20 protein-coding genes and 1 pseudogene are annotated in these 24,180 nt (G+C 43.4%); 12 read left to right on the plus strand and 9 right to left on the minus strand.

The features are described 5' to 3' along the window. Positions 1 to 241 precede the first annotated feature (241 nt). Positions 242 to 523, plus strand: a pseudogene (locus ACQP6D_RS05210) (IS91 family transposase); the annotation flags it as partial. A gap of 147 nt (positions 524 to 670) precedes the next feature. On the opposite strand, the gene blaTEM reads toward ACQP6D_RS05210, so the two are convergent. Further along, a complete protein-coding gene (gene blaTEM, locus ACQP6D_RS05215) occupies positions 671 to 1,531 on the minus strand; it encodes a TEM family class A beta-lactamase (RefSeq protein ID WP_427857613.1) in 861 nt (286 codons plus the stop codon). Between the two features lie 223 nt (positions 1,532 to 1,754). Continuing rightward, positions 1,755 to 2,954, minus strand: coding sequence for a tetracycline efflux MFS transporter Tet(A) (tet(A), locus tag ACQP6D_RS05220; protein WP_000804064.1), 1,200 nt, complete (start codon positions 2,952 to 2,954; stop codon positions 1,755 to 1,757). A gap of 105 nt (positions 2,955 to 3,059) precedes the next feature. Between tet(A) and tetR(A) the strand changes: the two genes are divergently transcribed. Further along, positions 3,060 to 3,710, plus strand: a complete 651-nt coding sequence (tetR(A), locus tag ACQP6D_RS05225) for a tetracycline resistance transcriptional repressor TetR(A) (protein WP_427857614.1) — start codon at positions 3,060 to 3,062, stop codon at positions 3,708 to 3,710. Between the two features lie 321 nt (positions 3,711 to 4,031). On the opposite strand, the gene ACQP6D_RS05230 is transcribed toward tetR(A), so the two are convergent. The 4 genes from ACQP6D_RS05230 to ACQP6D_RS05245 all read right to left on the minus strand — a co-directional run bounded on the left by ACQP6D_RS05230 (position 4,032) and on the right by ACQP6D_RS05245 (position 7,436). Beyond that, positions 4,032 to 4,868, minus strand: a complete 837-nt coding sequence (locus tag ACQP6D_RS05230; protein ID WP_000480972.1) for an aminoglycoside O-phosphotransferase APH(6)-Id — start codon at positions 4,866 to 4,868, stop codon at positions 4,032 to 4,034. Beyond that, positions 4,868 to 5,671, minus strand: coding sequence for an aminoglycoside O-phosphotransferase APH(3'')-Ib (gene aph(3'')-Ib / locus ACQP6D_RS05235; protein WP_001082319.1), 804 nt, complete (start codon positions 5,669 to 5,671; stop codon positions 4,868 to 4,870). Before aph(3'')-Ib ends, ACQP6D_RS05230 begins: the two co-directional genes overlap by 1 nt. A 60-nt stretch (positions 5,672 to 5,731) precedes the next feature. Beyond that, positions 5,732 to 6,547, minus strand: a complete 816-nt coding sequence (gene sul2 / locus ACQP6D_RS05240; protein WP_001043260.1) for a sulfonamide-resistant dihydropteroate synthase Sul2 — start codon at positions 6,545 to 6,547, stop codon at positions 5,732 to 5,734. Positions 6,548 to 6,734: 187 nt separating this feature from the next. Beyond that, positions 6,735 to 7,436: a TonB-dependent receptor plug domain-containing protein gene (locus tag ACQP6D_RS05245; RefSeq protein WP_427857615.1), complete on the minus strand. Its 702-nt coding sequence runs from the start codon at positions 7,434 to 7,436 to the stop codon at positions 6,735 to 6,737. A gap of 353 nt (positions 7,437 to 7,789) precedes the next feature. Here ACQP6D_RS05245 and ACQP6D_RS05250 point away from each other — a divergent pair, with 353 nt between their 5' ends. From ACQP6D_RS05250 to ACQP6D_RS05270, 5 genes are all read left to right on the plus strand, one after another. Then, positions 7,790 to 8,593 carry a hypothetical protein gene (locus ACQP6D_RS05250; protein ID WP_427857616.1) on the plus strand — a complete coding sequence of 268 codons (804 nt, stop codon included), beginning with the start codon at positions 7,790 to 7,792 and terminating at the stop codon, positions 8,591 to 8,593. Between the two features lie 249 nt (positions 8,594 to 8,842). Further along, a complete protein-coding gene (locus ACQP6D_RS05255) occupies positions 8,843 to 9,295 on the plus strand; it encodes a pilin (RefSeq protein ID WP_427857617.1) in 453 nt (150 codons plus the stop codon). A gap of 444 nt (positions 9,296 to 9,739) precedes the next feature. Further along, positions 9,740 to 10,204, plus strand: a complete 465-nt coding sequence (locus ACQP6D_RS05260; RefSeq protein WP_427857618.1) for a pilin — start codon at positions 9,740 to 9,742, stop codon at positions 10,202 to 10,204. A gap of 198 nt (positions 10,205 to 10,402) precedes the next feature. Beyond that, positions 10,403 to 11,710, plus strand: a complete 1,308-nt coding sequence (locus ACQP6D_RS05265; protein ID WP_427857619.1) for a sulfatase-like hydrolase/transferase — start codon at positions 10,403 to 10,405, stop codon at positions 11,708 to 11,710. A gap of 575 nt (positions 11,711 to 12,285) precedes the next feature. Beyond that, a complete protein-coding gene (locus tag ACQP6D_RS05270) occupies positions 12,286 to 13,650 on the plus strand; it encodes a sulfatase-like hydrolase/transferase (RefSeq protein ID WP_427857620.1) in 1,365 nt (454 codons plus the stop codon). A gap of 224 nt (positions 13,651 to 13,874) precedes the next feature. Here the strand turns inward: ACQP6D_RS05270 and waaA are convergent, their stop codons facing one another. The 3 genes from waaA to ACQP6D_RS05285 all read right to left on the minus strand — a co-directional run bounded on the left by waaA (position 13,875) and on the right by ACQP6D_RS05285 (position 19,299). Continuing rightward, a complete protein-coding gene (waaA, locus tag ACQP6D_RS05275; protein ID WP_427857621.1) occupies positions 13,875 to 15,161 on the minus strand; it encodes a lipid IV(A) 3-deoxy-D-manno-octulosonic acid transferase in 1,287 nt (428 codons plus the stop codon). A 127-nt stretch (positions 15,162 to 15,288) separates the two neighbouring features. Then, positions 15,289 to 18,768, minus strand: a complete 3,480-nt coding sequence (gene smc, locus ACQP6D_RS05280; protein ID WP_427857622.1) for a chromosome segregation protein SMC — start codon at positions 18,766 to 18,768, stop codon at positions 15,289 to 15,291. 132 nt (positions 18,769 to 18,900) lie between these two features. Beyond that, on the minus strand, positions 18,901 to 19,299 hold the full coding sequence (locus tag ACQP6D_RS05285) for a MerR family DNA-binding protein (protein WP_367418785.1): 399 nt from the start codon (positions 19,297 to 19,299) through the stop codon (positions 18,901 to 18,903). Positions 19,300 to 19,409: 110 nt separating this feature from the next. Here ACQP6D_RS05285 and ACQP6D_RS05290 point away from each other — a divergent pair, with 110 nt between their 5' ends. The 5 genes from ACQP6D_RS05290 (at position 19,410) to ACQP6D_RS05310 (ending at position 24,112) form a co-directional block, all read left to right on the plus strand. Beyond that, positions 19,410 to 19,616, plus strand: coding sequence for a heavy-metal-associated domain-containing protein (locus ACQP6D_RS05290; protein WP_100151661.1), 207 nt, complete (start codon positions 19,410 to 19,412; stop codon positions 19,614 to 19,616). Positions 19,617 to 19,655: 39 nt separating this feature from the next. Next, the gene (locus tag ACQP6D_RS05295; protein ID WP_427857623.1) at positions 19,656 to 21,860 is read left to right on the plus strand and encodes a heavy metal translocating P-type ATPase; all 2,205 of its coding nucleotides are present in this window, start codon (positions 19,656 to 19,658) and stop codon (positions 21,858 to 21,860) included. Between the two features lie 483 nt (positions 21,861 to 22,343). After that, entirely contained in the window at positions 22,344 to 22,976 is a 633-nt protein-coding gene (locus tag ACQP6D_RS05300) for a hypothetical protein (protein WP_427857624.1), read from the plus strand. A 187-nt stretch (positions 22,977 to 23,163) separates the two neighbouring features. After that, positions 23,164 to 23,634 carry a putative T6SS immunity periplasmic lipoprotein gene (locus tag ACQP6D_RS05305; protein WP_427857625.1) on the plus strand — a complete coding sequence of 157 codons (471 nt, stop codon included), beginning with the start codon at positions 23,164 to 23,166 and terminating at the stop codon, positions 23,632 to 23,634. Between the two features lie 58 nt (positions 23,635 to 23,692). After that, positions 23,693 to 24,112: a putative T6SS immunity periplasmic lipoprotein gene (locus ACQP6D_RS05310; protein ID WP_427857626.1), complete on the plus strand. Its 420-nt coding sequence runs from the start codon at positions 23,693 to 23,695 to the stop codon at positions 24,110 to 24,112. Positions 24,113 to 24,180: the final 68 nt, after the last annotated feature.

The raw sequence follows: 24,180 nt of genomic DNA on the forward strand, positions 1-24,180 counted from the left end.
GACAGTTATTGCAGGGGTTCGTGACAGTTATTGCAGGGGGGCGTGACAGTTATTGCAGGGGTTCGTGACAGTTATTGCAGGGGGGCGTGACAGTTATTGCAGGGGTTCGTGACAGTTAGTACGGGAGTGACGGGCACTGGCTGGCAATGTCTAGCAACGGCAGGCATTTCGGCTGAGGGTAAAAGAACTTTCCGCTAAGCGATAGACTGTATGTAAACACAGTATTGCAAGGACGCGGAACATGCCTCATGTGGCGGCCAGGACGGCCAGCCGGGATCGGGATACTGGTCGTTACCAGAGCCACCGACCCGAGCAAACCCTTCTCTATCAGATCGTTGACGAGTATTACCCGGCATTCGCTGCGCTTATGGCAGAGCAGGGAAAGGAATTGCCGGGCTATGTGCAACGGGAATTTGAAGAATTTCTCCAATGCGGGCGGCTGGAGCATGGCTTTCTACGGGTTCGCTGCGAGTCTTGCCACGCCGAGCACCTGGTCGCTTTCAGCTGTAAGCGTCGCGGTTTCGGGGTCTGACGCTCAGTGGAACGAAAACTCACGTTAAGGGATTTTGGTCATGAGATTATCAAAAAGGATCTTCACCTAGATCCTTTTAAATTAAAAATGAAGTTTTAAATCAATCTAAAGTATATATGAGTAAACTTGGTCTGACAGTTACCAATGCTTAATCAGTGAGGCACCTATCTCAGCGATCTGTCTATTTCGTTCATCCATAGTTGCCTGACTCCCCGTCGTGTAGATAACTACGATACGGGAGGGCTTACCATCTGGCCCCAGTGCTGCAATGATACCGCGAGACCCACGCTCACCGGCTCCAGATTTATCAGCAATAAACCAGCCAGCCGGAAGGGCCGAGCGCAGAAGTGGTCCTGCAACTTTATCCGCCTCCATCCAGTCTATTAATTGTTGCCGGGAAGCTAGAGTAAGTAGTTCGCCAGTTAATAGTTTGCGCAACGTTGTTGCCATTGCTGCAGGCATCGTGGTGTCACGCTCGTCGTTTGGTATGGCTTCATTCAGCTCCGGTTCCCAACGATCAAGGCGAGTTACTTGATCCCCCATGTTGTGCAAAAAAGCGGTTAGCTCCTTCGGTCCTCCGATCGTTGTCAGAAGTAAGTTGGCCGCAGTGTTATCACTCATGGTTATGGCAGCACTGCATAATTCTCTTACTGTCATGCCATCCGTAAGATGCTTTTCTGTGACTGGTGAGTACTCAACCAAGTCATTCTGAGAATAGTGTATGCGGCGACCGAGTTGCTCTTGCCCGGCGTCAACACGGGATAATACCGCACCACATAGCAGAACTTTAAAAGTGCTCATCATTGGAAAACGTTCTTCGGGGCGAAAACTCTCAAGGATCTTACCGCTGTTGAGATCCAGTTCGATGTAACCCACTCGTGCACCCAACTGATCTTCAGCATCTTTTACTTTCACCAGCGTTTCTGGGTGAGCAAAAACAGGAAGGCAAAATGCCGCAAAAAAGGGAATAAGGGCGACACGGAAATGTTGAATACTCATACTCTTCCTTTTTCAATATTATTGAAGCATTTATCAGGGTTATTGTCTCATGAGCGGATACATATTTGAATGTATTTAGAAAAATAAACAAATAGGGGTTCCGCGCACATTTCCCCGAAAAGTGCCACCTGACGTCTAAGAAACCATTATTATCATGACATTAACCTATAAAAATAGGCGTATCACGAGGCCCTTTCGTCTTCAAGAATTTTATAAACCTCTATCAGCGATCGGCTCGTTGCCCTGCGCCGCTCCAAAGCCCGCGACGCAGCGCCGGCAGGCAGAGCAAGTAGAGGGCAGCGCCTGCAATCCATGCCCACCCGTTCCACGTTGTTATAGAAGCCGCATAGATCGCCGTGAAGAGGAGGGGTCCGACGATCGAGGTCAGGCTGGTGAGCGCCGCCAGTGAGCCTTGCAGCTGCCCCTGACGTTCCTCATCCACCTGCCTGGACAACATTGCTTGCAGCGCCGGCATTCCGATGCCACCCGAAGCAAGCAGGACCATGATCGGGAACGCCATCCATCCCCGTGTCGCGAAGGCAAGCAGGATGTAGCCTGTGCCGTCGGCAATCATTCCGAGCATGAGTGCCCGCCTTTCGCCGAGCCGGGCGGCTACAGGGCCGGTGATCATTGCCTGGGCGAGTGAATGCAGAATGCCAAATGCGGCAAGCGAAATGCCGATCGTGGTCGCGTCCCAGTGAAAGCGATCCTCGCCGAAAATGACCCAAAGCGCGGCCGGCACCTGTCCGACAAGTTGCATGATGAAGAAGACCGCCATCAGGGCGGCGACGACGGTCATGCCCCGGGCCCACCGGAACGAAGCGAGCGGGTTGAGAGCCTCCCGGCGTAACGGCCGGCGTTCGCCTTTGTGCGACTCCGGCAAAAGGAAACAGCCCGTCAGGAAATTGAGGCCGTTCAAGGCTGCCGCGGCGAAGAACGGAGCGTGGGGGGAGAAACCGCCCATCAGCCCACCGAGCACAGGTCCCGCGACCATCCCGAACCCGAAACAGGCGCTCATGAAGCCGAAGTGCCGCGCGCGCTCATCGCCATCAGTGATATCGGCAATATAAGCGCCGGCTACCGCCCCAGTCGCCCCGGTGATGCCGGCCACGATCCGCCCGATATAGAGAACCCAAAGGAAAGGCGCCGTCGCCATGATGGCGTAGTCGACAGCAGCGCCGGCCAGCGAGACGAGCAAGACCGGCCGCCGCCCGAAACGATCCGACAGCGCGCCCAGCACAGGTGCGCAGGCAAATTGCATCAACGCATACAGCGCCAGCAGAATGCCATAGTGGGCGGTGACGTCGTTCGAGTGAACCAGATCGCGCAGGAGGCCCGGCAGCACCGGCATAATCAGGCCGATGCCGACAGCGTCGAGCGCGACAGTGCTCAGAATTACGATCAGGGGTCTGTTGGGTTTCACGTCTGGCCTCCGGACCAGCCTCCGCTGGTCCGATTGAACGCGCGGATTCTTTATCACTGATAAGTTGGTGGACATATTATATTTATCAGTGATAAAGTGTCAAGCATGACAAAGTTGCAGCCGAATACAGTGATCCGTGCCGCCCTGGACCTGTTGAACGAGGTCGGCGTAGACGGTCTGACGACACGCAAACTGGCGGAACGGTTGGGGGGTCAGCAGCCGGCGCTTTACTGGCACTTCAGGAACAAGCGGGCGCTGCTCGACGCACTGGCCGAAGCCATGCTGGCGGAGAATCATACGCATTCGGTGCCGAGAGCCGACGACGACTGGCGCTCATTTCTGATCGGGAATGCCCGCAGCTTCAGGCAGGCGCTGCTCGCCTACCGCGATGGCGCGCGCATCCATGCCGGCACGCGACCGGGCGCACCGCAGATGGAAACGGCCGACGCGCAGCTTCGCTTCCTCTGCGAGGCGGGTTTTTCGGCCGGGGACGCCGTCAATGCGCTGATGACAATCAGCTACTTCACTGTTGGGGCCGTGCTTGAGGAGCAGGCCGGCGACAGCGATGCCGGCGAGCGCGGCGGCACCGTTGAACAGGCTCCGCTCTCGCCGCTGTTGCGGGCCGCGATAGACGCCTTCGACGAAGCCGGTCCGGACGCAGCGTTCGAGCAGGGACTCGCGGTGATTGTCGATGGATTGGCGAAAAGGAGGCTCGTTGTCAGGAACGTTGAAGGACCGAGAAAGGGTGACGATTGATCAGGACCGCTGCCGGAGCGCAACCCACTCACTACAGCAGAGCCATGTAGACAACATCCCCTCCCCCTTTCCACCGCGTCAGACGCCCGTAGCAGCCCGCTACGGGCTTTTTCATGCCCTGCCCTAGCGTCCAAGCCTCACGGCCGCGCTCGGCCTCTCTGGCGGCCTTCTGGCGCTCCTGCTGCGGCGTCCGCTCGTGGGCCGTGGCGCGGGTCGGGGTCGTTTGCGGGAAGGGGCGGAATCCTACGCTAAGGCTTTGGCCAGCGATATTCTCCGGTGAGATTGATGTGTTCCCAGGGGATAGGAGAAGTCGCTTGATATCTAGTATGACGTCTGTCGCACCTGCTTGATCGCGGCCGCGATAGCTAGATCGCGTTGCTCCTCTTCTCCATCCGCGTTCCAAGCTGCGGAAAGGCACCCATAAGCGTACGCCTGGTCGAGCAGGCGACGCGGATCGACGTCCAGCGCACGAGAGAATGCGTCCGCCATCTGTGCAATGCGTCTAGGATCGAGACAAAGGTCGTCTCTGTCAGCCGGATCGTAGAACATATTGGCGGCGCCAAAGCCCACTTCACCGACCAGACCGACGGGATCTATCACCAGCCAGCCGCGACTGGAGAACATGATGTTTTCATGATGCAGATCGCCATGTAGCCCACGCAGTTCCGAGGCATTGCTCATCATTTGATCGGCTATAATCGCCGCGTGGACGTAGTCAGTTTGACAACCTGCGTTTTGATCATCGCGCGCCCGCTGAAACAAAGCTGCAAAGCGATCCCGGATCGGGAGAAGGGCAGAAGGCAGGGGTTCCTCAGATGCGGCATACAGCTTCGCCATTAGTTCCGCTGCAATTTCGGTCGCCTGGTAGTCGCCGTGCTCGGCAACGATGTGAGAGAGCATTCGCTCCCCGGCATATTCGAGCAACATCAGATTGTTCTCACGACCGAGCAACCGGACTGCTCCCCTCCCATTGCGCCATACCAGATAGTCGGCCCCGCGCAGTTCATCAGCAATGTCTTTTATAGGTTTCAATCCCTTGACGATTGCAGGAGTCCCGTCTGGCAATGAAACTTTCCAAACGAGGCTGGAAAAGGTGTCCGCAATGAGAACAGGTTGCGAAACGTGCCAATGAGCAGGAAAAACAGGCGGCATGAACATCAACCCCAAGTCAGAGGGTCCAATCGCAGATAGAAGGCAAGGCGTTCGCGGTCGGGGGCTTCGATCCCCAATACATTGAATAGGACAGCGAAGGCGCGCTCTGCTTCATCTGGCGCTGCCCAGTTCTCTTCGGCGTTAGCAATCATGAGTGCCAAATCGGCATAGCGATCTGCTGTTCCGAGCCGCCCAAGGTCGATCAGACCCGTGCATTGAAGAGTTTTAGGGTCCACCATGAAGTTCGGCATGCAGGGATCACCATGGCAAACAACCATATCGGTGCGCTCTTGGTCGAGCCGCACCGGTAGCTCTCGTTCGACACGAGCCAAAAGATCGAGCTGCGGCGTACTCTTGTCCTCGTCCGGTAAGAAGTCGGGATTGACGGCATTGCGGGACACCACATCAACGGCGCGTCCGAACATTCGCGACAGCCTGCGCTCAAACGGACATTGATCAACCGATAGGCTGTGAACAGCGCCAAGTTGCTGCCCCATTGACGGCCACGCTTTGAGCAAATCCGCTCCAGACAGATCAGCCGCCGGTACTCCCGGAATTGCCGTTATCACCAAGCATGCACCCTCCTGTTCCTCCTGCCAGTTGATGACCTCGGGGCAAGCCACACCTCGACCTTTGAGCCAAATGAGGCGGTCACGCTCTCCAGCGAGCTCACCGCGGCGGGAAGCAGGTGCGATTTTCGCGAAGGCATGCCCGTCACCACGTCGAAAAACAAAATCACCAGATTCTCCGCCTCTGACAGGCAACCAGTCAGAATGCGATTCACCAAAAAAAATATTAGTTCGATTCAATGGAGGTTCCTTCAGTTTTCTGATGAAGCGCGAATATAGAGAAATATCCCGAATGTGCAGTTAACGAATTCTTGCGGTTTCTTTCAGCGCCGCCAATACCGCCAGCCCGTCGCGCAAGGGGCGCGGCTCGTGTGTGCGGATGAAGTCAGCTCCACCTGCGGCGGCGGCAAGCTCTGCAGCGAGTGTCGCGGCCCCGACATCCCCCGGACCACGGCCTGTGAGCGCGCGCAGAAAGGATTTGCGCGAAACAGACAGAAGCACCGGCAAATCGAAGCGCAGCCGCAATTCATCGAACCGCGCCAGCACCGAGAGCGAGGTTTCGGGAGCAGCCCCCAGAAAAAACCCCATGCCGGGATCAAGGACAAGGCGGTTGCGTTTGATACCGGCACCCGTCAGCGCCGCGATGCGCGCGTCAAAGAACGCCGCAATGTGATCCATGATGTCGCCAGCGGGTGCCTCGCGCCGATCTGCCTGCCCGTCTTGCACCGAATGCATAACGACGAGTTTGGCAGATGATTTCGCCAATTGCGGATAGAACGCAGCGTCTGGAAAACCGCGAATATCATTGAGATAGGCCACACCACGCGACAAGGCATAGGCTTGCGTCGCGGGTTGATAACTGTCGAGCGAGACGGGAATGCCATCTGCCTTGAGCGCGTCCAGCACCGGCGCGATACGCGCGATTTCTGTGTCGGACGAAACAGGCGCGGCGTCGGGATTGCTGGATGCCGGACCGAGGTCGATCACATCTGCCCCCTCGGCCATCAGCTTACGCGCCTGCGCAATGGCTGCGTCTGGCGCCAGATACCGGCCTCCATCGGAGAAACTGTCCGAGGTTATGTTGACGATGCCGAAAATGATGAGCGATTTATTCATGGGGGCTTCTATAATAATAATAATCGAGCATGAGTATCATACGGATGCTCGGGTCGAAAGGGAATCCCCAGGCGAGTAACCTGTTTGCGGTGATCCATTAGCTGCAGGAGCAGAATAGCATACATCTGGAAGCAAAGCCAGGAAAGCGGCCTATGGAGCTGTGCGGCAGCGCTCAGTAGGCAATTTTTCAAAATATTGTTAAGCCTTTTCTGAGCATGGTATTTTTCATGGTATTACCAATTAAATTGCCATAAAGGCGAAACCCCAGCACATCCTTAATTATAGGTCCAGTTAAATCAAAACCTATCCGATGGGTATCGCCTTCTTCTTTATCGGCTGGCAGATTCATAAATGCGTTAATAGCACCGTGGTATTCATTACTGACTTTTTTTGTCACAATATTCACCACCCCACCGGCAGCACCCGAACCATAACGAGCCGCAGCCGGACCACGGATTACCTCTATAGACTGTATTTCAGCTGTCGGCACCCAGTCACTGTCGCCGATGGTGTCGCGCTCACCGCGCCAGCTCATGCGTGCACTGTTGCGTGAGGTTACTGGGCGGCCATCAATCATAATCAGGGTGTTTTCCGGCCCCATTCCACGAATATCAATTTGCCGTTTATTACCATGCTGGCCAGATGCAGTATTGCCAGTAAGATTAACCCCCGGCATTGTCCGTACCAGCTCAGAAATGTCATTCACCGGTGGTCTGCGTTCAATATCTAGACTATCAATTTTTGATACACCAAGTGATTGTTTAACTTGCTGTTCGGCTGTGACATAAATATCATCAAGTTTGGCACCATCCTGTGCATGCGCCATACCGCCGGAAAAGAGTAAAGGTAATAAAGCCAGTTTGAAAGAAGGGAAAGGAGACTGAGACATACAATACAGAAAGAGTTTATAATTTGTTAAAGATGTGAATGATAATTAATCTTGTTATTACTTTCAATTAAAACCATCTTTAACTAACTAAAAACTACAAATTCATACCTATACATAATAATACTTGCTTTTAGTTACACAAATCAGTTGAAAGTGACAAAAATTGACACCTTAAATTCAAAATGTAAGCTGATTAGAAGTTAACATCAAATTACTTAGTAAATTTCTAAAAGCAAACTATGCACTACTTAATTTCAGTAGGGCTAGTACACATCTTTTTAAAGAATAAAAATAGAAGTCTATAAACAGCTAATACAAAAAATAAAATGTAATAAAATCATATGGTAAACAAAATGAAGAAAAAAATTATCCATTTTTATCAATACGCTGCGTTATGGACCGCATTATCCATAGCGCTACCCGTATACGCGGAAACTGCAGCTATAGACAATTCTCCTCCTGCTAATACAGTTATTACTATACCTGCCTACGAAACTTGTACAGGTACGCCTTGGCCGGATATCACATGGATACACATTCATGATAATGAAGAAACTGCTCGACGCACTGCATTGATTACCTTAAATCAGATTCAGCAAGGATGTTTATTGGATTTGCGCCATGGCGGCAGCCGCGAAATCATCATCCGTAATCAGCAGTTCAGCTTTCACTTTGACCCAAATAGAATTTTTACTGCAAACGGACGAAAAGCAGCATTAAAATGTAGTAAAGGCAACTGCGCACTAATTTTGCAGCAGCTGAGTGAGGCGGCTGAAAATTTCCTGCAACAGTATTTAAGCCAGAAAAAACTGATTATTGCAGTGCATAACACACACACTGCCGGACTGTCCGTAAGAAACTATATGCCGGGTAACTCCATGGCTCAAGACGTGAGTCAGATAGCCATTAGCCCAGACAAAAACCCGCACGATTTTTTTTATGTAACAAGTGCACAAGCCTTTAATTTTTTTGCCGGCCATAATTTCAATGTGGTTTTGCAGAATAATCAGACAGTACGCGATGATGGTTCATTATCAGTCTGGGCCGCGCAGAGACAGGTTGATTACATTAATGCAGAAGCAGAAATGGGGCACACAACAGATCAGCTGGCCATGCTGGAAGCCGTATGCGCGTATATGAAAAAATTTTATCTGTAAAAATTTCAGTGTGATTAGCTTAAAATAAGACATAACTTATATTTTCTGCCATATAAGTTTATGATTTACCAAGATATAAAATTAAATCAATTATAAGGTAATCAATGACTAAAAATATCAATAGCTAAATTACAGACAAGTTTAAATATAAATAGTTTATGAAAGTTATTATAAAATATAATATCATTTAATAAATATTTTCAATATTATGAATATTTAGAAAAATTCATTCATCTAATCAAATATATTATGAATAAATTACAAGCTAAAGGCTTTACACTAATTGAAATAATGATTGCGATCACTGTAATTGGTATTTTGGCAGCTATTGCGGTGCCTTTATATGCAGACTATAGCGCTCGTGCTCAATTAGCCGAAGGTGTTAATTTAGCTGGAAATTTGAAAGCTCAGGTTTTAGATAATATGCAGCACCAACGCTGTAGGGCTCAGAATCAATCTGAATATCGTTATACAGGTAGATATGGTATTGCAGAAATTAATACTGAATTTCCATTGAGTAATGTTCAAAATTCAGCAAGCGCTCAAACAGGATGCCAAATTAAATACACTGTATATTCACAAAAAGCTTCCTCTGTATTAATTAACCGTTATATGATATTGGATGTACTTGCCAACGGCACTTTAAAATTTAATAACGGTACAATTGATACAAAATATCTTCCCAAGGCTTTGATTCAATAATTAATTTAAAAAAAATTGTTAGGATAGCATTAAGTTATCAATATCTTGTGAAACATTAATACAATTTAAGCCAAGAAAACACTAATTGTGCTAATTTATTTTTGGTTTAATTCCTGGTTTAAGTTAGTTCAACCGGAAGAAAAAATGTTTGATATTGTAAGTATATTTACGATTTTAAATAAAATTGCTTTATCAATTACTTAGTCTTGAAAATATTTCTGTTTTTTATTTAATTGAATTGATTTGATATCTAAAAATTTTATATTTAGTAGTTAGTTTTTTAGGACAAATAATGTTCGAACATTCCAAATATTAAGCTAATCTACAGATAATCATCTTTGCTTAATAAATGATAAAAAATGTTAAATATTGGTTATGGCATGATATTTGCTATATGCTCTAATGTGTAATTAGGTTATTCACTGTTTTAACTGGAGACTCATAATGAAAGCATTCCAAAAAGGTTTTACATTAATCGAATTGATGATTGTTATTGCGATTATTGGTATTTTGGCAGCCATCGCAGTACCTGCTTATTCTGACTACATTGCTCGCTCTCAGGCTTCTGAAGCTTCAAGCTTATCTGCGGGGCTGAAAACCCAAGTTATCGATAATTTACAGAATAATAATTGTATGTCAGGTGACAACAATACTCTTGATGTTAAAATGGACAGGCAAATAGGCAAATATGGTCAAGCAGAAATAGGTGGTTCAGCAGCTACAGGTAGTTTATCTGCTAATGCAGCAACTGGATGCACGATTACTTATAAAGTAAATGGTTCTAAGGTTTCTTCCGCTATACAAAGTAAAACTCTGGTTTTGGACGTATTAAAAAATGGTTCATTGAAGAAAAATGCCGGTAGTACTACATTGGATAACAAATATATTCCTAAAGCCTTCCTGATTTAATAGCTATGATATATTTAATAAGCCGCTAAAGCGGCTTATTTCTTTTTTAATTCAGAAAATTTTTTTATCAGTTGTATGAGTTACGACAAAAAATTTCCAACGTTTTTAAAGTTTATAAATTTATTAAGGACTAGATTTTCTTTGCATTTTTGGCTTTTTCTAGTACTTTATTGTTTGATAAACAATGGTTTTTTCTGGTTGGCACATATTTTTGTATATTCTGCTAGGTATAATATCGTATTAGAATATATTTGGATTTTACCTTTATTATTTCTAAGCAAACGTTGGTCATTTATTTTGTTTGCAGTAGCTTATTGTGCTATTTATTTTCTAGATATTTTGTATTGGATAAAACAATTTTACCATTATGATAATTTCATCGAGTTCATTGAATTACTGCGTTTTTTACCACATGCACCTAAGCTGTACTGGCTTTTCATTTTAATATTTATTTTCTATCTGGCTATAAGTCTTTTTTTAATTTTTAAATACCTTTCCAGACTAATTTCTGCAAAATCAATTTGGCCATTAGCTATAATCTATTTTATTTTTTTCTCATTTTTTTATGATTATCGTGGTGTTAATCTTTCCGATCGATATGCAACTCGCGGCTGGTGGGGTAGTTATTATGAAACCATTCAAAATCTAAAATTTAACAATGAGTTTTTTTGGCGTGGTACGCTTAAGCCTGAATTTTATGATTGGCCACATGGTGGCGCATTACAAAAACAGATTAACTTAGAGCATCCCCCCAAAAAAATACTATTTATTTTAAATGAATCATGGGGTACTTTTGTACCTGAACATGGCTATATTAATTCATCGGTAAAAGCACCATTGCTGAATTTACCCAATGTACAACTAATTGCTCAAGGTGAAAATCCCGCTCTCCACAGTACCATAATGGGGGAGCTGCGAGAATTATGTGATTTAAAAGCCAAGAGTTCCAATTTTAAACTAGGTCCGTTTGATAAGTTTAAAAAATGTGTTCCGGTAAGATTACAAAAACAGGGGTATGACGTGCAGGCTTTTCATGGCTCTTATGCTAAGATGTATGATAGGAAAGACTGGTATCCGCATATGGGTTTGCAAAATGCACGTTTTTTCCCGCAATTCAGTAATATTAAGCAATGTCATTCATTTCCTGGAGCTTGTGATTATAATATCGTGCATGATGTTTCACGAGCAAATAAGAGCGTACAAAATAAATCATTTATCTATTGGCTGACCTTGAACACCCATCATCCTTATTCCGAACAAGATATGTTGAGTGCAAATAACTACGATTGCCAACAGCCGTTATTTGATGGAAGGCAAGAAGCATGCCGAAATCTTAATCTGCAGCATCAATTTTTTCAGATACTAGCTGATGAAATCAGAGCCGGTGGATTTAAGGATACTGACATTGTAATTGTTGGTGATCATAGCCCTCCTATTATTCTAGATAAATATAAAGACAGTTTTAAGCCTGATTCTGTTCCATTTATTCACGTAAGAGTTAATTAATTTATTACATATTCTTGGCTATATTTACAAATATAATATCTAAAAATTACTTTCAAATATGAATAAATATACTATGAAGTTTTATCTAAAACACTTTTTAATTAAAACATATGGTATTGGCAAGAATTATTTGCATGAAGAATGGGATAATAAATGCCTTGCATTATCCTTATTGGAGCTGCGAAGGTGTTAAAAAATTCTCCATATTCCGACAAGATTTATCTTTTCTTTTAAAGGTGACTAGTGAAAAAAGAAAGTTTTTAGATCATTCTTTATTTAAGTATTTTTAAAATTACATATCAGCATTTCATCTAGTTCATAAATTGATAAGCAGGACAGTAAAAAAATAGTTAAATTAAGTAAATTCAATATCGTAATATTTAATCGTTATTAAAATTAAAGCAGTGTAAATATCTAAATAATATTTTAATTTTAACTTAATTATGTTATTATTATTATTAAAATTTCATTTTATGTTAAAGTGTTTAAATCTGGTGTAAATAATATTAATGAGTATTGCAAACCATTTTCCCTATTTCTCTAAAGTAATACATGCACTCAAACGGTATTTTCCGGTGTCGTTATGGTTTTTTGTTGGTTTTTATCTAATCATAAATAATGGTCTTTTCTGGTTATCTCAAGTATTAATTCATTCGCAGCGATATGTGGTTGTATTGGAATATGTTTGGATTATTCCATTGTTATGTTTGAGAAAAAACTGGTCGATAATATTATTTACTATTGCCTATATTTGTATTTATATATTTGACATTTTGTATTGGATTAAACAATTCTATCATTATGAAAATTTATCTGAATTTATTGAGTTACTTTATTTCATTCCACAAGCTCCAAAATTATACTGGTTAATTTTGGGATTATTTTTTGGTTATCTGATATTAAGCTTGTTTTTAATTCTAAAATTCCTAGTTCGTTTGACTTCAACGGAAATGATTCCATCTTTATCTGTATTATATTTACTATTTGTCATTAGTATTTACGATTATCGTGGTGTAAATTTATCTGATCGTTACATGACTACAGGTTGGTGGGGAAGTTATTACGAAACGATTCGAAATCTTAAATATAATATGCAGTTTTTTTGGCTTAAAAACATCAAACCCGAATTTTATAATTGGCCAAATGGGGGGGTGCTACAGAAACAGATAAATATGCAGCATCCACCGAAAAAAATATTGTTTGTGCTAAATGAATCATGGGGTGTTTTTATACCTAATCACGAAAAAATTAATTTATCAATAATAGAACCTTTGCTTAAAGTGCCTAATATAAATGTAATAGAAAAAGGCGAAAATCCTGCATTGAACAAAACTATTTTGGGTGAAATACGGGAGCTATGTGATTTAAAAGCTAAGAGTTTAAATTTTACTCTTGGACCCTGGGAAAAATTTGAAAATTGTGTTCCAGTAAAATTGCAGAAGCAAGGCTATTCAATACAAGCATTTCATGGTTCATCTTCTAAAATGTATAGTCGTAAAGATTGGTATCCTCATATGGGATTACAAAATGCGCATTTTTATCCACATTTTAGTAATATAAAACTTTGTTATTCATTTCCTGGAGCTTGTGATTATAATATTGTGCATGATGTATCAGCCGCAAATAAGGATGCACAAGGTAAATCATTTATCTATTGGCTGACATTAAACACTCATCATCCATATTCTGAAGAGGATATGCTGGGGGCAAATACTTATGATTGTCATCAGCCCTTATTTAATGGACGACAAGAAGCATGCCGGAATCTGAATTTACAACATCAGTTTTTTCAGATACTTGCTGATGAAATCAAAAGAGGTGGATTTAAAGATACTGAAATCGTAATTGTTGGAGATCACAGTCCTTTAATCGTATTTGATGAATATAAAGACAGTTTTAAGCCTGATTCAGTGCCATTCATTCACATACGTGTTAATTAATATGCTTAATTTCAAGCCGATCTTATAAAAAAGATTTGGCTTTAACAATATAAAATTAAGATATATGATTAAAATAAAAGTGTATTTAATCTGAATCAGTCTTGTTATTGATTCCAAATATAAAATCAGTATTAATGTACTTGACTTATTAAATAAAAAATATGCTATAGGGTTTATTTAATATATTGATTATAATTTGCAGCTCTTTAAATACAATATTTGGCTCAGTGCTGAGAGGTATTGGCCGTAAGCGTAAGATTGTCCAAAATGGCCTGCGCCATTCTTTCGCTGGCGCCGCGATGTTGTTTAATAAAAGCTTCTGCATTTTCCGACATGTATCGGCGTTGCTGTGGATTGGCAAGTAAGGCTAATGAGGTAGTTGCCCAGTCTTCTGCAGATCTGATTTGTTGCGCTGCTCCGATAGCAACCGCTTTTGGTGCAGCATCAGCGAAATTATACGTAGATGGGCCAAATAAAGTGGGTAGGTTGCAGGCGATGGGTTCGATAATGTTGTGGCAGCCGCTGTCAACGAGACTACCTCCTACAAAAGCGATATCGGCGCATATATAATAAGCAAACAACTCACCTATACTGTCGCCAATCCAAACCTGAGTTTCTGGGGCAATATTTAGATTATCGCTACGTTTCTGTGTAATAAAATTAAGTTTTTCTGCGTAATCGAAAGCTGGTTGAAAACGTTCTGTATGGCGCGGTACGATGATCAGTAATGTATGGCCGGTATTCTGTTTTGCCCAAGCGTCGAGCAATAATTGTACTTCGTCGCTGCCATGGTAAAAGCGGGTACTGGCACAAACCACCACAGGCCGGTTGCCGATACGTTGTTTGAATGTCTGTGCTAGAGCATACATGTCTTCGGTTGGAGAAATATCATACTTGGTGTTACCACATATTTTAAGATGTGCTGCACCAATTTTTTTCAAGCGTTCGGCATCTGCATTTGTCTGAGCAAAACAGCCTGTCAAGGTGCTGAGAGCAGGAGCAACCAGCGATCGCACTTTCAGATAACCTTGTAATGATTTTTCTGATAAGCGTGCATTAGCCATAAATAGAGGAATGCGATTTTTAGCACAGATATTAATTAAATTTGGCCATATTTCTGTTTCCATCAGCACACCAAATAAAGGTTGATGGTCTTGGATAAACTGCTTTACCCACGATTTTTTATCATAGGGAAGGTAACGGCACTGTGCCTGAGGAAAAAAATGTTGCACAGTTGCACGGCCGGTAGGCGTAGTCTGAGTGATTAAAAGAGGAGTATTTGGAAATCGCTTTTGCAACGCGTGAATAAACTGTATTGAGGCACGTGTTTCTCCTACTGATACTACATGAATCCAGATAGCGTTTTTTACCGCATTCGGATAAGGTTTTCCAAAACGTTCAGCCCAATTTAGGGCATAAGCCGGTGCCAGTCTGGCACGTCGACGCAAATAACGGAGTAAAAAAGGAGGGGCGAGCAACCATAAAAATTGATATAAAAGATTCAATAGCATATGAACTCAATGTAAAAGGCTTTTTCAAGGCCTTTATAATATAATAAAAAAACACACGGGTTTAACCCCGTTTATAAGCAGTTGTTTACAGGAATGAATGTACTGATATCGATATTTGTTCTTTGGCCTAGGCTTCAGCCATATCCAAAGCCTGCCGGATGTTAACTTCCACGATCCGTGAGACCCCTTTTTCCTGCATGGTAACGCCTACCAGTTGCTCGGCCATTTCCATGGTTAGCCGATTATGGGAAATATAAACAAACTGGGTTTGTGCGGACATTTGTTGTACCAGCTGACAGAAACGGCTGGTATTGGCATCGTCCAATGGCGCATCTACTTCATCCAGTAAACAGAATGGTGCCGGATTAAGGCTGAACAAAGCAAATACAAGGCTCATAGCTGTTAAAGCTTTTTCGCCACCAGAAAGCAGATGAATAGTGCTGTTTTTCTTGCCAGGCGGTCGCGCCATAATGGATACGCCCGCGCTGAGTAAGTCATCGCCAACCATATCCAAGTGTGCTTCGCCCCCACCAAACAAGGTTGGAAAGTAGCTTTGTACTTTTTGATTGACTGCATCAAATGTGGTTTTAAAACGGGATTTTGTTTCTTCATCAATGGTACTGATGGCTTCTTCCAGTAATGCTATGGCGGCCTGAACATCAGCAGTTTGCTGCTGATAGTACTGGGCTCGTTCATGGGCTTCTTCCAACTCCTGTAATGCAGCCAGATTTACAGCGCCCAAAGCATTGATTTTCTGTGCAAGAGTAGCGATTTGCTCGCTTAGATCCTTAGATTCTGTTTGGGTATGGGCAAATTGTTCTGCCAATGTATCTATATCGGCTTTATTCTGTTGAAGTGTTTCATAAAAACGTTTGGCATTTAGTAAGGCTTCCTGTTGCCGGAGTAGGGCTTTTTGTGTGTCCGCCTGTAGTTGTGGTAAGCGGCTGTTTAGTGTGTGTTGTTGTTGCTGTCCCTGTTGTAACTGCTGCTGAAGTTGTTGCAACTGTTGCTGAGCATCGGCACAACGTTCATTGGCTACATTAATCTGTGCATTCAATTCTTCAGTTTGTAAAGTCTGTTCATCTTCTAATTCTTCGTCAACTATACCAAGAGCCAGCTCGCTCTGGCGTTCTTGCCAACGTTCGGTCTCACGTGCAATCCGTTGGCGCTCCTGCGACGCACTCTGGATTCGCTGCTGTAGGCGCACAATGGCCATTTCAACCAGCCCTTGTTGCCTTCGTGCCTCTAGCAGCGCCAGCTGGCTTTGTTTGAGGGTCTGCTGTTGGTTCTGCTGGTTGGTCGTATGGCTTTCTAGCTGGGGACGCAATTGGTCTATAGCTAGTGTCAGATTTTCGGCATCTGCTTGTGCCTGTTGCTGCATATGTTGGTGTTGAGTTAATTCATTGCTTATTTGGGCGCATTCCTGCTGAATATGTTGCCGGCGAAGCTGCCCTTGGCTGGTACGTGCAATCAATTCTGTGGCCTGTGCTGAGGCAGCCTGCCAGCTTTGTTGTTGCTGTTTCAATTGATGCTGGCACTGTAATAGTTGAGCTTCTGTGTTATCCAGATTTTGCTGTGCCAGCTGCATGGCTTCTTGTGCCTGTTGGCAGGGTTGCTCGATATCCACAAAAGCTTGTTGCAGTTCACGTAATTGTTGCTGCTGTTGCAATAAACTAGAACCATTATCCTCAGCATAAAAAGTAATGCTTATGGCATCGATGCAATGGCCTTCCGGAGTAACAATCAGTTGATGTACCTCTAACTCCTTTTGCCGGAGCAAGGCTGCTTGCAGAGATTCAGCGCATATCACCTGCCGAAGCCAGAAATTCAATACTTCTTTAAATGGTGATTCTACTTCAATATGCTGCAACAAGGCATCGCTGGCAATGGGTGATGTTTCGGATGGGGTGTTTAGATTGACCCATACCGACGTGTGCTCAGTCTGGATATTGTCTAGCTGTAGCTGTTTACAGTAATGAGCCTGAATTTTATGCCCCAGCGCTACACTGGTTGCATGCTGCCAGTGTGGTTCAACCTGCATATGCTGCCACAGCAAGGGAATATCAGTATGTTCTGACGCTGTCGTGTTGCAGTGCTCTGCTTTCGGCAACATAGCGGTGAGCGCTTCCACCTGAGCATTCAGTGTAAGTTGCTGTTTGTCCAACTGGCGATACTGTTGTTGAGCCTGTGCCAGTGCTTGCTGGGCATTATCCCGTTGCTGCTCAAACTGCAGCAGGTTTTCCTCCAGTGTTGCAACTGCCTGTTCCAGCTCAGCTGCATTGTCCCGCGTTTTCTCCATCTCTTCTTCAGAGGGTAAGGCTAACTGCGCCAGCTCTGTTTCCAGCCGCTGCTGACGTTGTTGTAACTGCGCAATACTGCTGCTTGCATGCTGGTGTTGCTGTTGTTTAATTGCCAGTTCACGCTCCAGCCGCGCCAGCTCATTCTGTTGATTCTGGCGTGTGCGTTCACCCAGATGTGCTAACTCTTCGAGCTCTGGCATACGTGCTTCATGCTCGGCAGCTTGCATAGCCCATTCTTCGCGCACTATTTGCTGTTCTTCCAATTCACTATTGGCTGATTCGAGCTGCTCCTGCTGTTGCCAGTCTTCTTCATGCAATCGTTGCAGTTCTGATTGAGCCTGTGCTTGTTCTCGCGCCATGCGCTGTTGCCAGTCACGCCGGTGACGGATCTGTTCTTCCAGACGCGCCCACTGTTCGCGCAGACCGGCGCGTTGCATTTCTGCTTCGCGTACCTGTTGCTGTTGCTGCTGTTCCTGTTCGCGCAATTGCTGTAGGTTTTCTTCAAGTGTCTCAAGATGCTGTTGAAGTGTTTCCTGAGCATTGTCATGCTGTTGATACATTGTAGTAGCAGCATCAGCTTGAGCCAGTGCCTGTTGCCATTGGCTGTAATCAAATAAATCCTGTTTACCCGCTATCTGTACTTTTAGTTCCTGATAGCGTTGTGCAGTATTTGCCTGTCGTTGTAATTTTTCTACCTGCCTGTCTAGCTCACTTTGTAAATCCGCCAGTCGTTGCAGGTGTTCGCGTGTGTCTGCCAGTCTGTTTTCTGTTTCGCGGCGGCGTTCTTTGTACTTGGAAACCCCTGCCGCTTCTTCAATATGCGCTCTAAGTTCTTCTGGCCTTGCTTCGATTATGCGTGAAATCATCCCTTGTTCTATCACCGCATAGCCACGAGCTCCAACCCCTGTACCTAAAAATAAATCTGTAATATCGCGCCGGCGTACTACTTGATTATTAATATAATAAGTAGACTCACCTTGCCTTGTGAGCTGGCGTTTTATTGCCACTTCACCATATTGTCCCCATGCTCCCTGAAGCTGGCCGTCACTATTGTCAAATACCAGTTCCACGCTGGCGCGCGGAGCAGGGCGGCGGGTGTTGGCACCATTAAAAATCACGTCTTGCATGCTTTCACCGCGCAGCTGTCTGGCCGATGCTTCGCCCAGCACCCAGCGTACGGCATCAATCACATTGCTTTTTCCACAACCATTTGGCCCGATTACAGCCACCAGCTTTCCTGGTACGGCAATCGTAGTGGGATCAACAAAAGATTTAAAGCCGGAAAGTTTGATATGGGTTAGACGCATAGCAACAATAAAGCAGGCAAATAGCCACAAAATTGGCTATTTTAGCTGGTTTTAAATAAAAAGACAGTTTTAGTTACTTCAAATACCTGTTTATAATATTTTAATCAGAAATGCGATACCGTATTAGTTTTACTACTTCACACAGCCACGCTTATCCAAACCATCAATAATGGCACAATTAGGTGAATCATTGCCTTTACAACGGTTATACCAGCTTTCTAATGTATCTTTCATATTATTCAAATCTGATATTTTTTTATTCAAGCGCTGGATATGTTCACCTACCAAAGATTTCACATCCGCACTGGCACGCAGTGGATCATTGCGTAAGGCCAGCAGCTCAGCAATCTGTGCCAGTGAAAAATCCACTTCACGTGCATGGCGGATAAAACTCAATGTAGCAATATCTGCATCACTGTAATCGCGATAGCCATTACTTTGTCGCTGTGGCCGAATTAAGCCAGCGGCTTCGTAATCACGTATTGTTTTGCTAGATAAGCCGGACAATTTTTCTGCTGTACTGATATTCATAGCAAATTAATAAAATGGGTAAACCGGAATAAAACTTGACTTTACCACAGGGTTAAGGTTTAAGCTTTACTAAAATACTTTTTATAGACCCACTTTTTATGGAGACAATCATGCAAATGGTTCAGTTTAAAATTGACGGAATGACTTGTGAAGGCTGTGCCAGAAGTGTTACTTCAGCTCTTCAAGGCAGCCCTGGCGTAGAAACCGTAGCCGTTAACTTTGCTACTGGTCTTGCCGATGTAGGCTTTAATGAAAGCCTTACCAATATTGATACCCTAAAAGCTGCGGTAGAAGCGGCCGGTTTTGATGTTGTTTAATTTTTAAATTCAGCGGTTGGGCAAATAAAGGTTAATACCATGGAAGAAAACTTGCATACAAAAAGTTCTCAAACAACCTCAGCGCGTTTTGCCATTGAGGGTATGGATTGCCAGGCTTGTGCCAACCGCATAGAAAAAGTACTGCGTCGGCAGCAGGGTATACAGACTGCTGATGTTAATTTTGCCAGTGATGAATTACAAACCCGCTTTGACAGCAGGCTGCTAAGTACAGAAGATATTGTTCAAATGGTGGCCAAAACTGGTTTCAAAGCAACCCCAGCCAATGAAAGCAGTCTCAATGCACTGGCCGAGGCTAATTCTGGTAAACATACCGGTATATCGTGGCGGCTGGGCATAATCTGGCTCATTGCCATCCCCTTTATCATCGGCATGTTAGGCATGTTAATAGGTCAGCATTGGATGCTGCCGCCGATGTGGCAGTTTATCCTTGCCACCATTATCCAGCTTGGCTTTGCTTGGCCATTTTACACCAGTGCCATCAAATCCTTGCAAGGTGGCGTGGCCAATATGGATGTACTGGTGTCCTTAGGTACCCTAGCCATCTGGTTGTACTCCAGCATTATGCTCTTTAACCATCAAAGCCATGCCCATCAATATATCTATTTTGAAGCCAGTGTAATGGTGATAGCCTTTGTCTCACTGGGAAAATATCTTGAACAACGTACCAAAAAACAAAGTCTCAACAGCATGAGCTTGTTATTGCAGCTTACGCCGAAAATGGTACGCAAGCAGACAGAACACGGCTGGCAAGAAGTCCCTTTAAGCCAGATACAAACGGGTGACATTCTACAAACCAATGCCGGTAATCGCATTGCTGCCGATGGCCTCGTGCACAGTGGTGAAGCGTGGTGCGACGAAAGCTATCTTACCGGCGAATCCAAACCCTTATTAAAACAAACCGGAGACAAAGTCCTTGCTGGTGCCCTTATCAGCAATGGCAGCATCACCTATCAGGTACAGACCCTAGGCAGCCAGACCCTGCTGGGCGACATGATACAGGCGCTGGCACAAGCTCAAGGAAGCAAAGCACCAATTGCACGGCTGGCAGACAAAGTATCCATGGTATTTGTTCCTACTGTAGTTGCCATAGCTGTATTAACCTTTCTATTAAATTGGTGGTTGGGAAATGGTATTAACGAAGCTGTTACCCGCGGCGTGGCAGTATTGGTTATTGCTTGCCCATGTGCGCTGGGGCTGGCTACACCCGCTGCTATGATGGTGGGCATGGGGCGTTCTGCCCGCTATGGTGTCTGGTTTAAAGATGCCACCGCACTCGAACGTACCAGTCAGGTAGACACCGTTGTACTGGATAAAACCGGTACCTTAACCAGCGGCCAACCGCAAATAGTTGCGCAATGGCAGGCGCCAGAAAGTAAATACAGCCAACAAAAAATACTGCAACTGGCTGCAGCCGTAGAAGAGCTCACCACCCATCCGCTGGCACTGGCTATTATTCAAGCAGCACAAAAGCAGCAATTGCCCACTTTAAAGGCTTTCAACAGCCATAGCGATATCGGGCAGGGTACACAAGCACAGATAGAGGGATATGGCACAATCAAAGTGGGCAATCCCGCTTATTGCAGCTTTAACATCCCTGAAGAATTAAAACAACAGGAAATCTGGCGGATAGCCAGCATTGTAGTCGTAGCTATCAACGATAAAGTAGAGGGTGCTTTTGCTATAGCCGATGCACTTAAACAAGATACCGTTCAAGCTATTCAGCGCCTAAAACAACAACATATTGACATTTATATTATGAGCGGCGACCAGCACAGCGTCGTAGAATACATTGCTAAGCAGCTGGGTATTAATCATTATCATGCAGAAATGAATCCCCGCGCGAAAGCCGAAGCGGTTCGCCAACTTATGCAACAGGGTAAAGTAGTAGCCATGGTAGGCGATGGTATAAACGATGCGCCCGCATTAGCTGCCGCCGATGTAAGCTTTGCCATGTATGGCGGTGCTGATGTCGCCACTAATACTGCTTCAGCTACGCTAATGCGCCACTCTGTTACACAGGTAGCCGATGCGCTGGCTTTAGCTCATGCTACCGTGCGAGTCGTCAAACAGAATCTGTTTTTTGCCTTTTTCTACAATATACTTGGCATTCCGCTAGCCGCCATCGGCTTGCTTAGCCCCGTGATTGCAGGTGCGGCCATGGCCATGAGTTCCATCTCGGTATTGCTGAATGCTTTACGCTTGAAAAAAAGCGGGCTGGAATAAATATTTTATTTATTGAGTAAAGTTATTTTCTTGCTTAACTCTATCTTTATATTTTACATTCGCAATTCTGTTTCCAGCTTAATCTTTCTTATTTTTCTAAGATTTTTGTGAAAATTTTTTAAAATATAACTAATTAGCACAATTTTCCAGTAGCGCTGCTATTCATAAAATAACATTTTGTCGAAATGTTTTTTAGCAGAAATAATCCCTTGTTTCTACCAAATTAATACTGAGATGATAGAAAAGTGAATCAGCAAAAGTACTCAATATTCTTCCAATCACACAATAATATAGCTTTTTTTATACCAAATAAGCATATCATTTTATAAATAATTTCAATTTGATATTTATCACTAAATTTAATTTCATCAAGATAAATTCAAGCCAAAAATATCTTGGATTGAATTAGAATAGGATGAAAAATAAATCAGAAAAACTAATTTTCGAATTTAGAATGTTACATAACAATAGAGGGGTAATCTGATGGCAAACTTACTGACACAAAGTTGTTGCGGTGCTTCTGGGTTAATATTAGATCTTTTTTACGAAACTGCAAGTAATCACATCAAGTCCCAATCTCGTCTGTTAACTCCAGGAGAAATAAATATGGTTACCTCCGTGTTTAAAAACGCCATTGTATTATCACAAGTACGAGTTCGAAAAGGCACTTTGTTGCCCAATCAAGGTAAATATGCAATCACACCATTTGGTGAAATATACTGGCCGCAAAAATATTATTCACAGGATTATTCAATGGAACTCTACTCTAATCAACATTTTTTTATGCATGAAATGGTTCATATTTGGCAATATCAGATGGGCATGCAGGTAGCCATACGTGGCGCATTCAGTTTAATGGCTAATTACGAATATGGGTTGGAAGAAGGCAAACTCTTGTCAGATTATGGTATGGAACAACAAGCTTCCATTATTGCGGACTATTTTATATTAAAAAATTTTGGTTACGATTTTTGGCGAGAAAAAACTAATCAAATATACACAGGAAGCGTTCCTAAAAATAAACAGCTTGTACAGCAATACTGGCTCAAAATGTATGAAAATACTTTGCAATTATTTCTAAAAAATCCACAAGATAAAAGGGTATTATTTAGATAAAATAATAACTTAAAACTTAACAGTTAAAGTATAGTATTTAATACCCTGTTGCAAAAACTTAATGTTACACTCTTATAAAAATTACTTTTTTAAATTTTATTGTATATTTTGAGTAAAATTTGTTTCTGTGGAAAGGAATTTGAAGGCATAAAATTTGGCATATTTAAAGATTTAACGAGGAAAAAACATGAGGTGGATAAAATTTAAGTATTTACTTAATCTGATATTTATTTTTGTTTCAATGATAATAACAGGATGTATTATTCATAGTAATATATTTTATACTCCAGATATTGTATTAAAAAAAGATGGTCAGCCCTGCATTAGTATTCCGGCGAATGAAGATTTTTTCTTGCGAAAAAAAGAATTTAATATTTTAAGCTTATATGTATTTCAAACAGGGGTTGGATACCTATGGAAAAAAAATTATTCAGATTCTGAAACACAATATTATGTCAAAAATCAACAATGCTTAGATTTTAATTATCATTTTCATGAAAATATATTTTATACAGTTGAATTCATCTCAATAGAAAAAGGAGATGATGAAATTCATAGGTCTACAAAGAAAGATTGGGTAAGATATATGCGCATCATAAAAAAACCTGATGGAACGCTGCAATTATTATTAGATGGTGAAGCACGTGATTATTCTTGATTTTGGTTGAAGCAATATAGCACATTACCTGTATGATATTCATAGGGACACAAGGAGAATGAACAAAAATCTATTACGCGATTTATTGTTAATTTTTTTAGTAATATTGATAAACGGTTGCATAAGGGGATATACCCCAGATATCGTTTTAAAAAAAGATGGTCAGCCCTGTATAAGTATTCCTGCGAATGAGGATTTTTTTATGCGAATAAAAGAGTTTGATATTTCGTATTTATATGTATTTCAAGCAGGAGTAGGAGAGCTTTGGAGCAAAAATTATTTAAGCTCTAAAAAAAACTATTATATAAAAAATCAGCAATGTTTATATTTTAATTATCGTTTTCAGGCTAATATTCTTTATTCTATTGGTTTCTTTTCAATAGAAAAAGGTAATGATGAATTACAAAATTCGACCAAAAAAAATTGGAAGAGATATATGCGGATCATAAAAAAACCTGATGGAACGTTTCAATTATAATTAGACGGTGAAGCACGTGATTATTCTTGATTGTGGATGAAGCAATATAACATCTTTTCTGCTAAATA

Origin of the sequence: Snodgrassella sp. CS2, assembly GCF_050310315.1 — a bacterium.
Taxonomy (GTDB): domain Bacteria; phylum Pseudomonadota; class Gammaproteobacteria; order Burkholderiales; family Neisseriaceae; genus Snodgrassella; species Snodgrassella alvi_E.

What these genes read in the sequence shown, in the direction of transcription:
- ACQP6D_RS05285 (WP_367418785.1), bottom strand. Translation starts at nt 19,299, where the DNA reads ATGAATATCAGTACAGCAGAAAAATTGTCCGGCTTATCTAGCAAAACA.
- ACQP6D_RS05230 (WP_000480972.1), bottom strand. Translation starts at nt 4,868, where the DNA reads ATGTTCATGCCGCCTGTTTTTCCTGCTCATTGGCACGTTTCGCAACCT.
- sul2 (WP_001043260.1), bottom strand. Translation starts at nt 6,547, where the DNA reads ATGAATAAATCGCTCATCATTTTCGGCATCGTCAACATAACCTCGGAC.
- ACQP6D_RS05295 (WP_427857623.1), top strand. Translation starts at nt 19,656, where the DNA reads ATGGAAGAAAACTTGCATACAAAAAGTTCTCAAACAACCTCAGCGCGT.
- ACQP6D_RS05250 (WP_427857616.1), top strand. Translation starts at nt 7,790, where the DNA reads ATGAAGAAAAAAATTATCCATTTTTATCAATACGCTGCGTTATGGACC.
- waaA (WP_427857621.1), bottom strand. Translation starts at nt 15,161, where the DNA reads ATGCTATTGAATCTTTTATATCAATTTTTATGGTTGCTCGCCCCTCCT.
- ACQP6D_RS05305 (WP_427857625.1), top strand. Translation starts at nt 23,164, where the DNA reads ATGAGGTGGATAAAATTTAAGTATTTACTTAATCTGATATTTATTTTT.
- ACQP6D_RS05260 (WP_427857618.1), top strand. Translation starts at nt 9,740, where the DNA reads ATGAAAGCATTCCAAAAAGGTTTTACATTAATCGAATTGATGATTGTT.
- blaTEM (WP_427857613.1), bottom strand. Translation starts at nt 1,531, where the DNA reads ATGAGTATTCAACATTTCCGTGTCGCCCTTATTCCCTTTTTTGCGGCA.
- smc (WP_427857622.1), bottom strand. Translation starts at nt 18,768, where the DNA reads ATGCGTCTAACCCATATCAAACTTTCCGGCTTTAAATCTTTTGTTGAT.
- ACQP6D_RS05245 (WP_427857615.1), bottom strand. Translation starts at nt 7,436, where the DNA reads ATGTCTCAGTCTCCTTTCCCTTCTTTCAAACTGGCTTTATTACCTTTA.
- ACQP6D_RS05300 (WP_427857624.1), top strand. Translation starts at nt 22,344, where the DNA reads ATGGCAAACTTACTGACACAAAGTTGTTGCGGTGCTTCTGGGTTAATA.
- ACQP6D_RS05290 (WP_100151661.1), top strand. Translation starts at nt 19,410, where the DNA reads ATGCAAATGGTTCAGTTTAAAATTGACGGAATGACTTGTGAAGGCTGT.
- ACQP6D_RS05255 (WP_427857617.1), top strand. Translation starts at nt 8,843, where the DNA reads ATGAATAAATTACAAGCTAAAGGCTTTACACTAATTGAAATAATGATT.
- ACQP6D_RS05310 (WP_427857626.1), top strand. Translation starts at nt 23,693, where the DNA reads ATGAACAAAAATCTATTACGCGATTTATTGTTAATTTTTTTAGTAATA.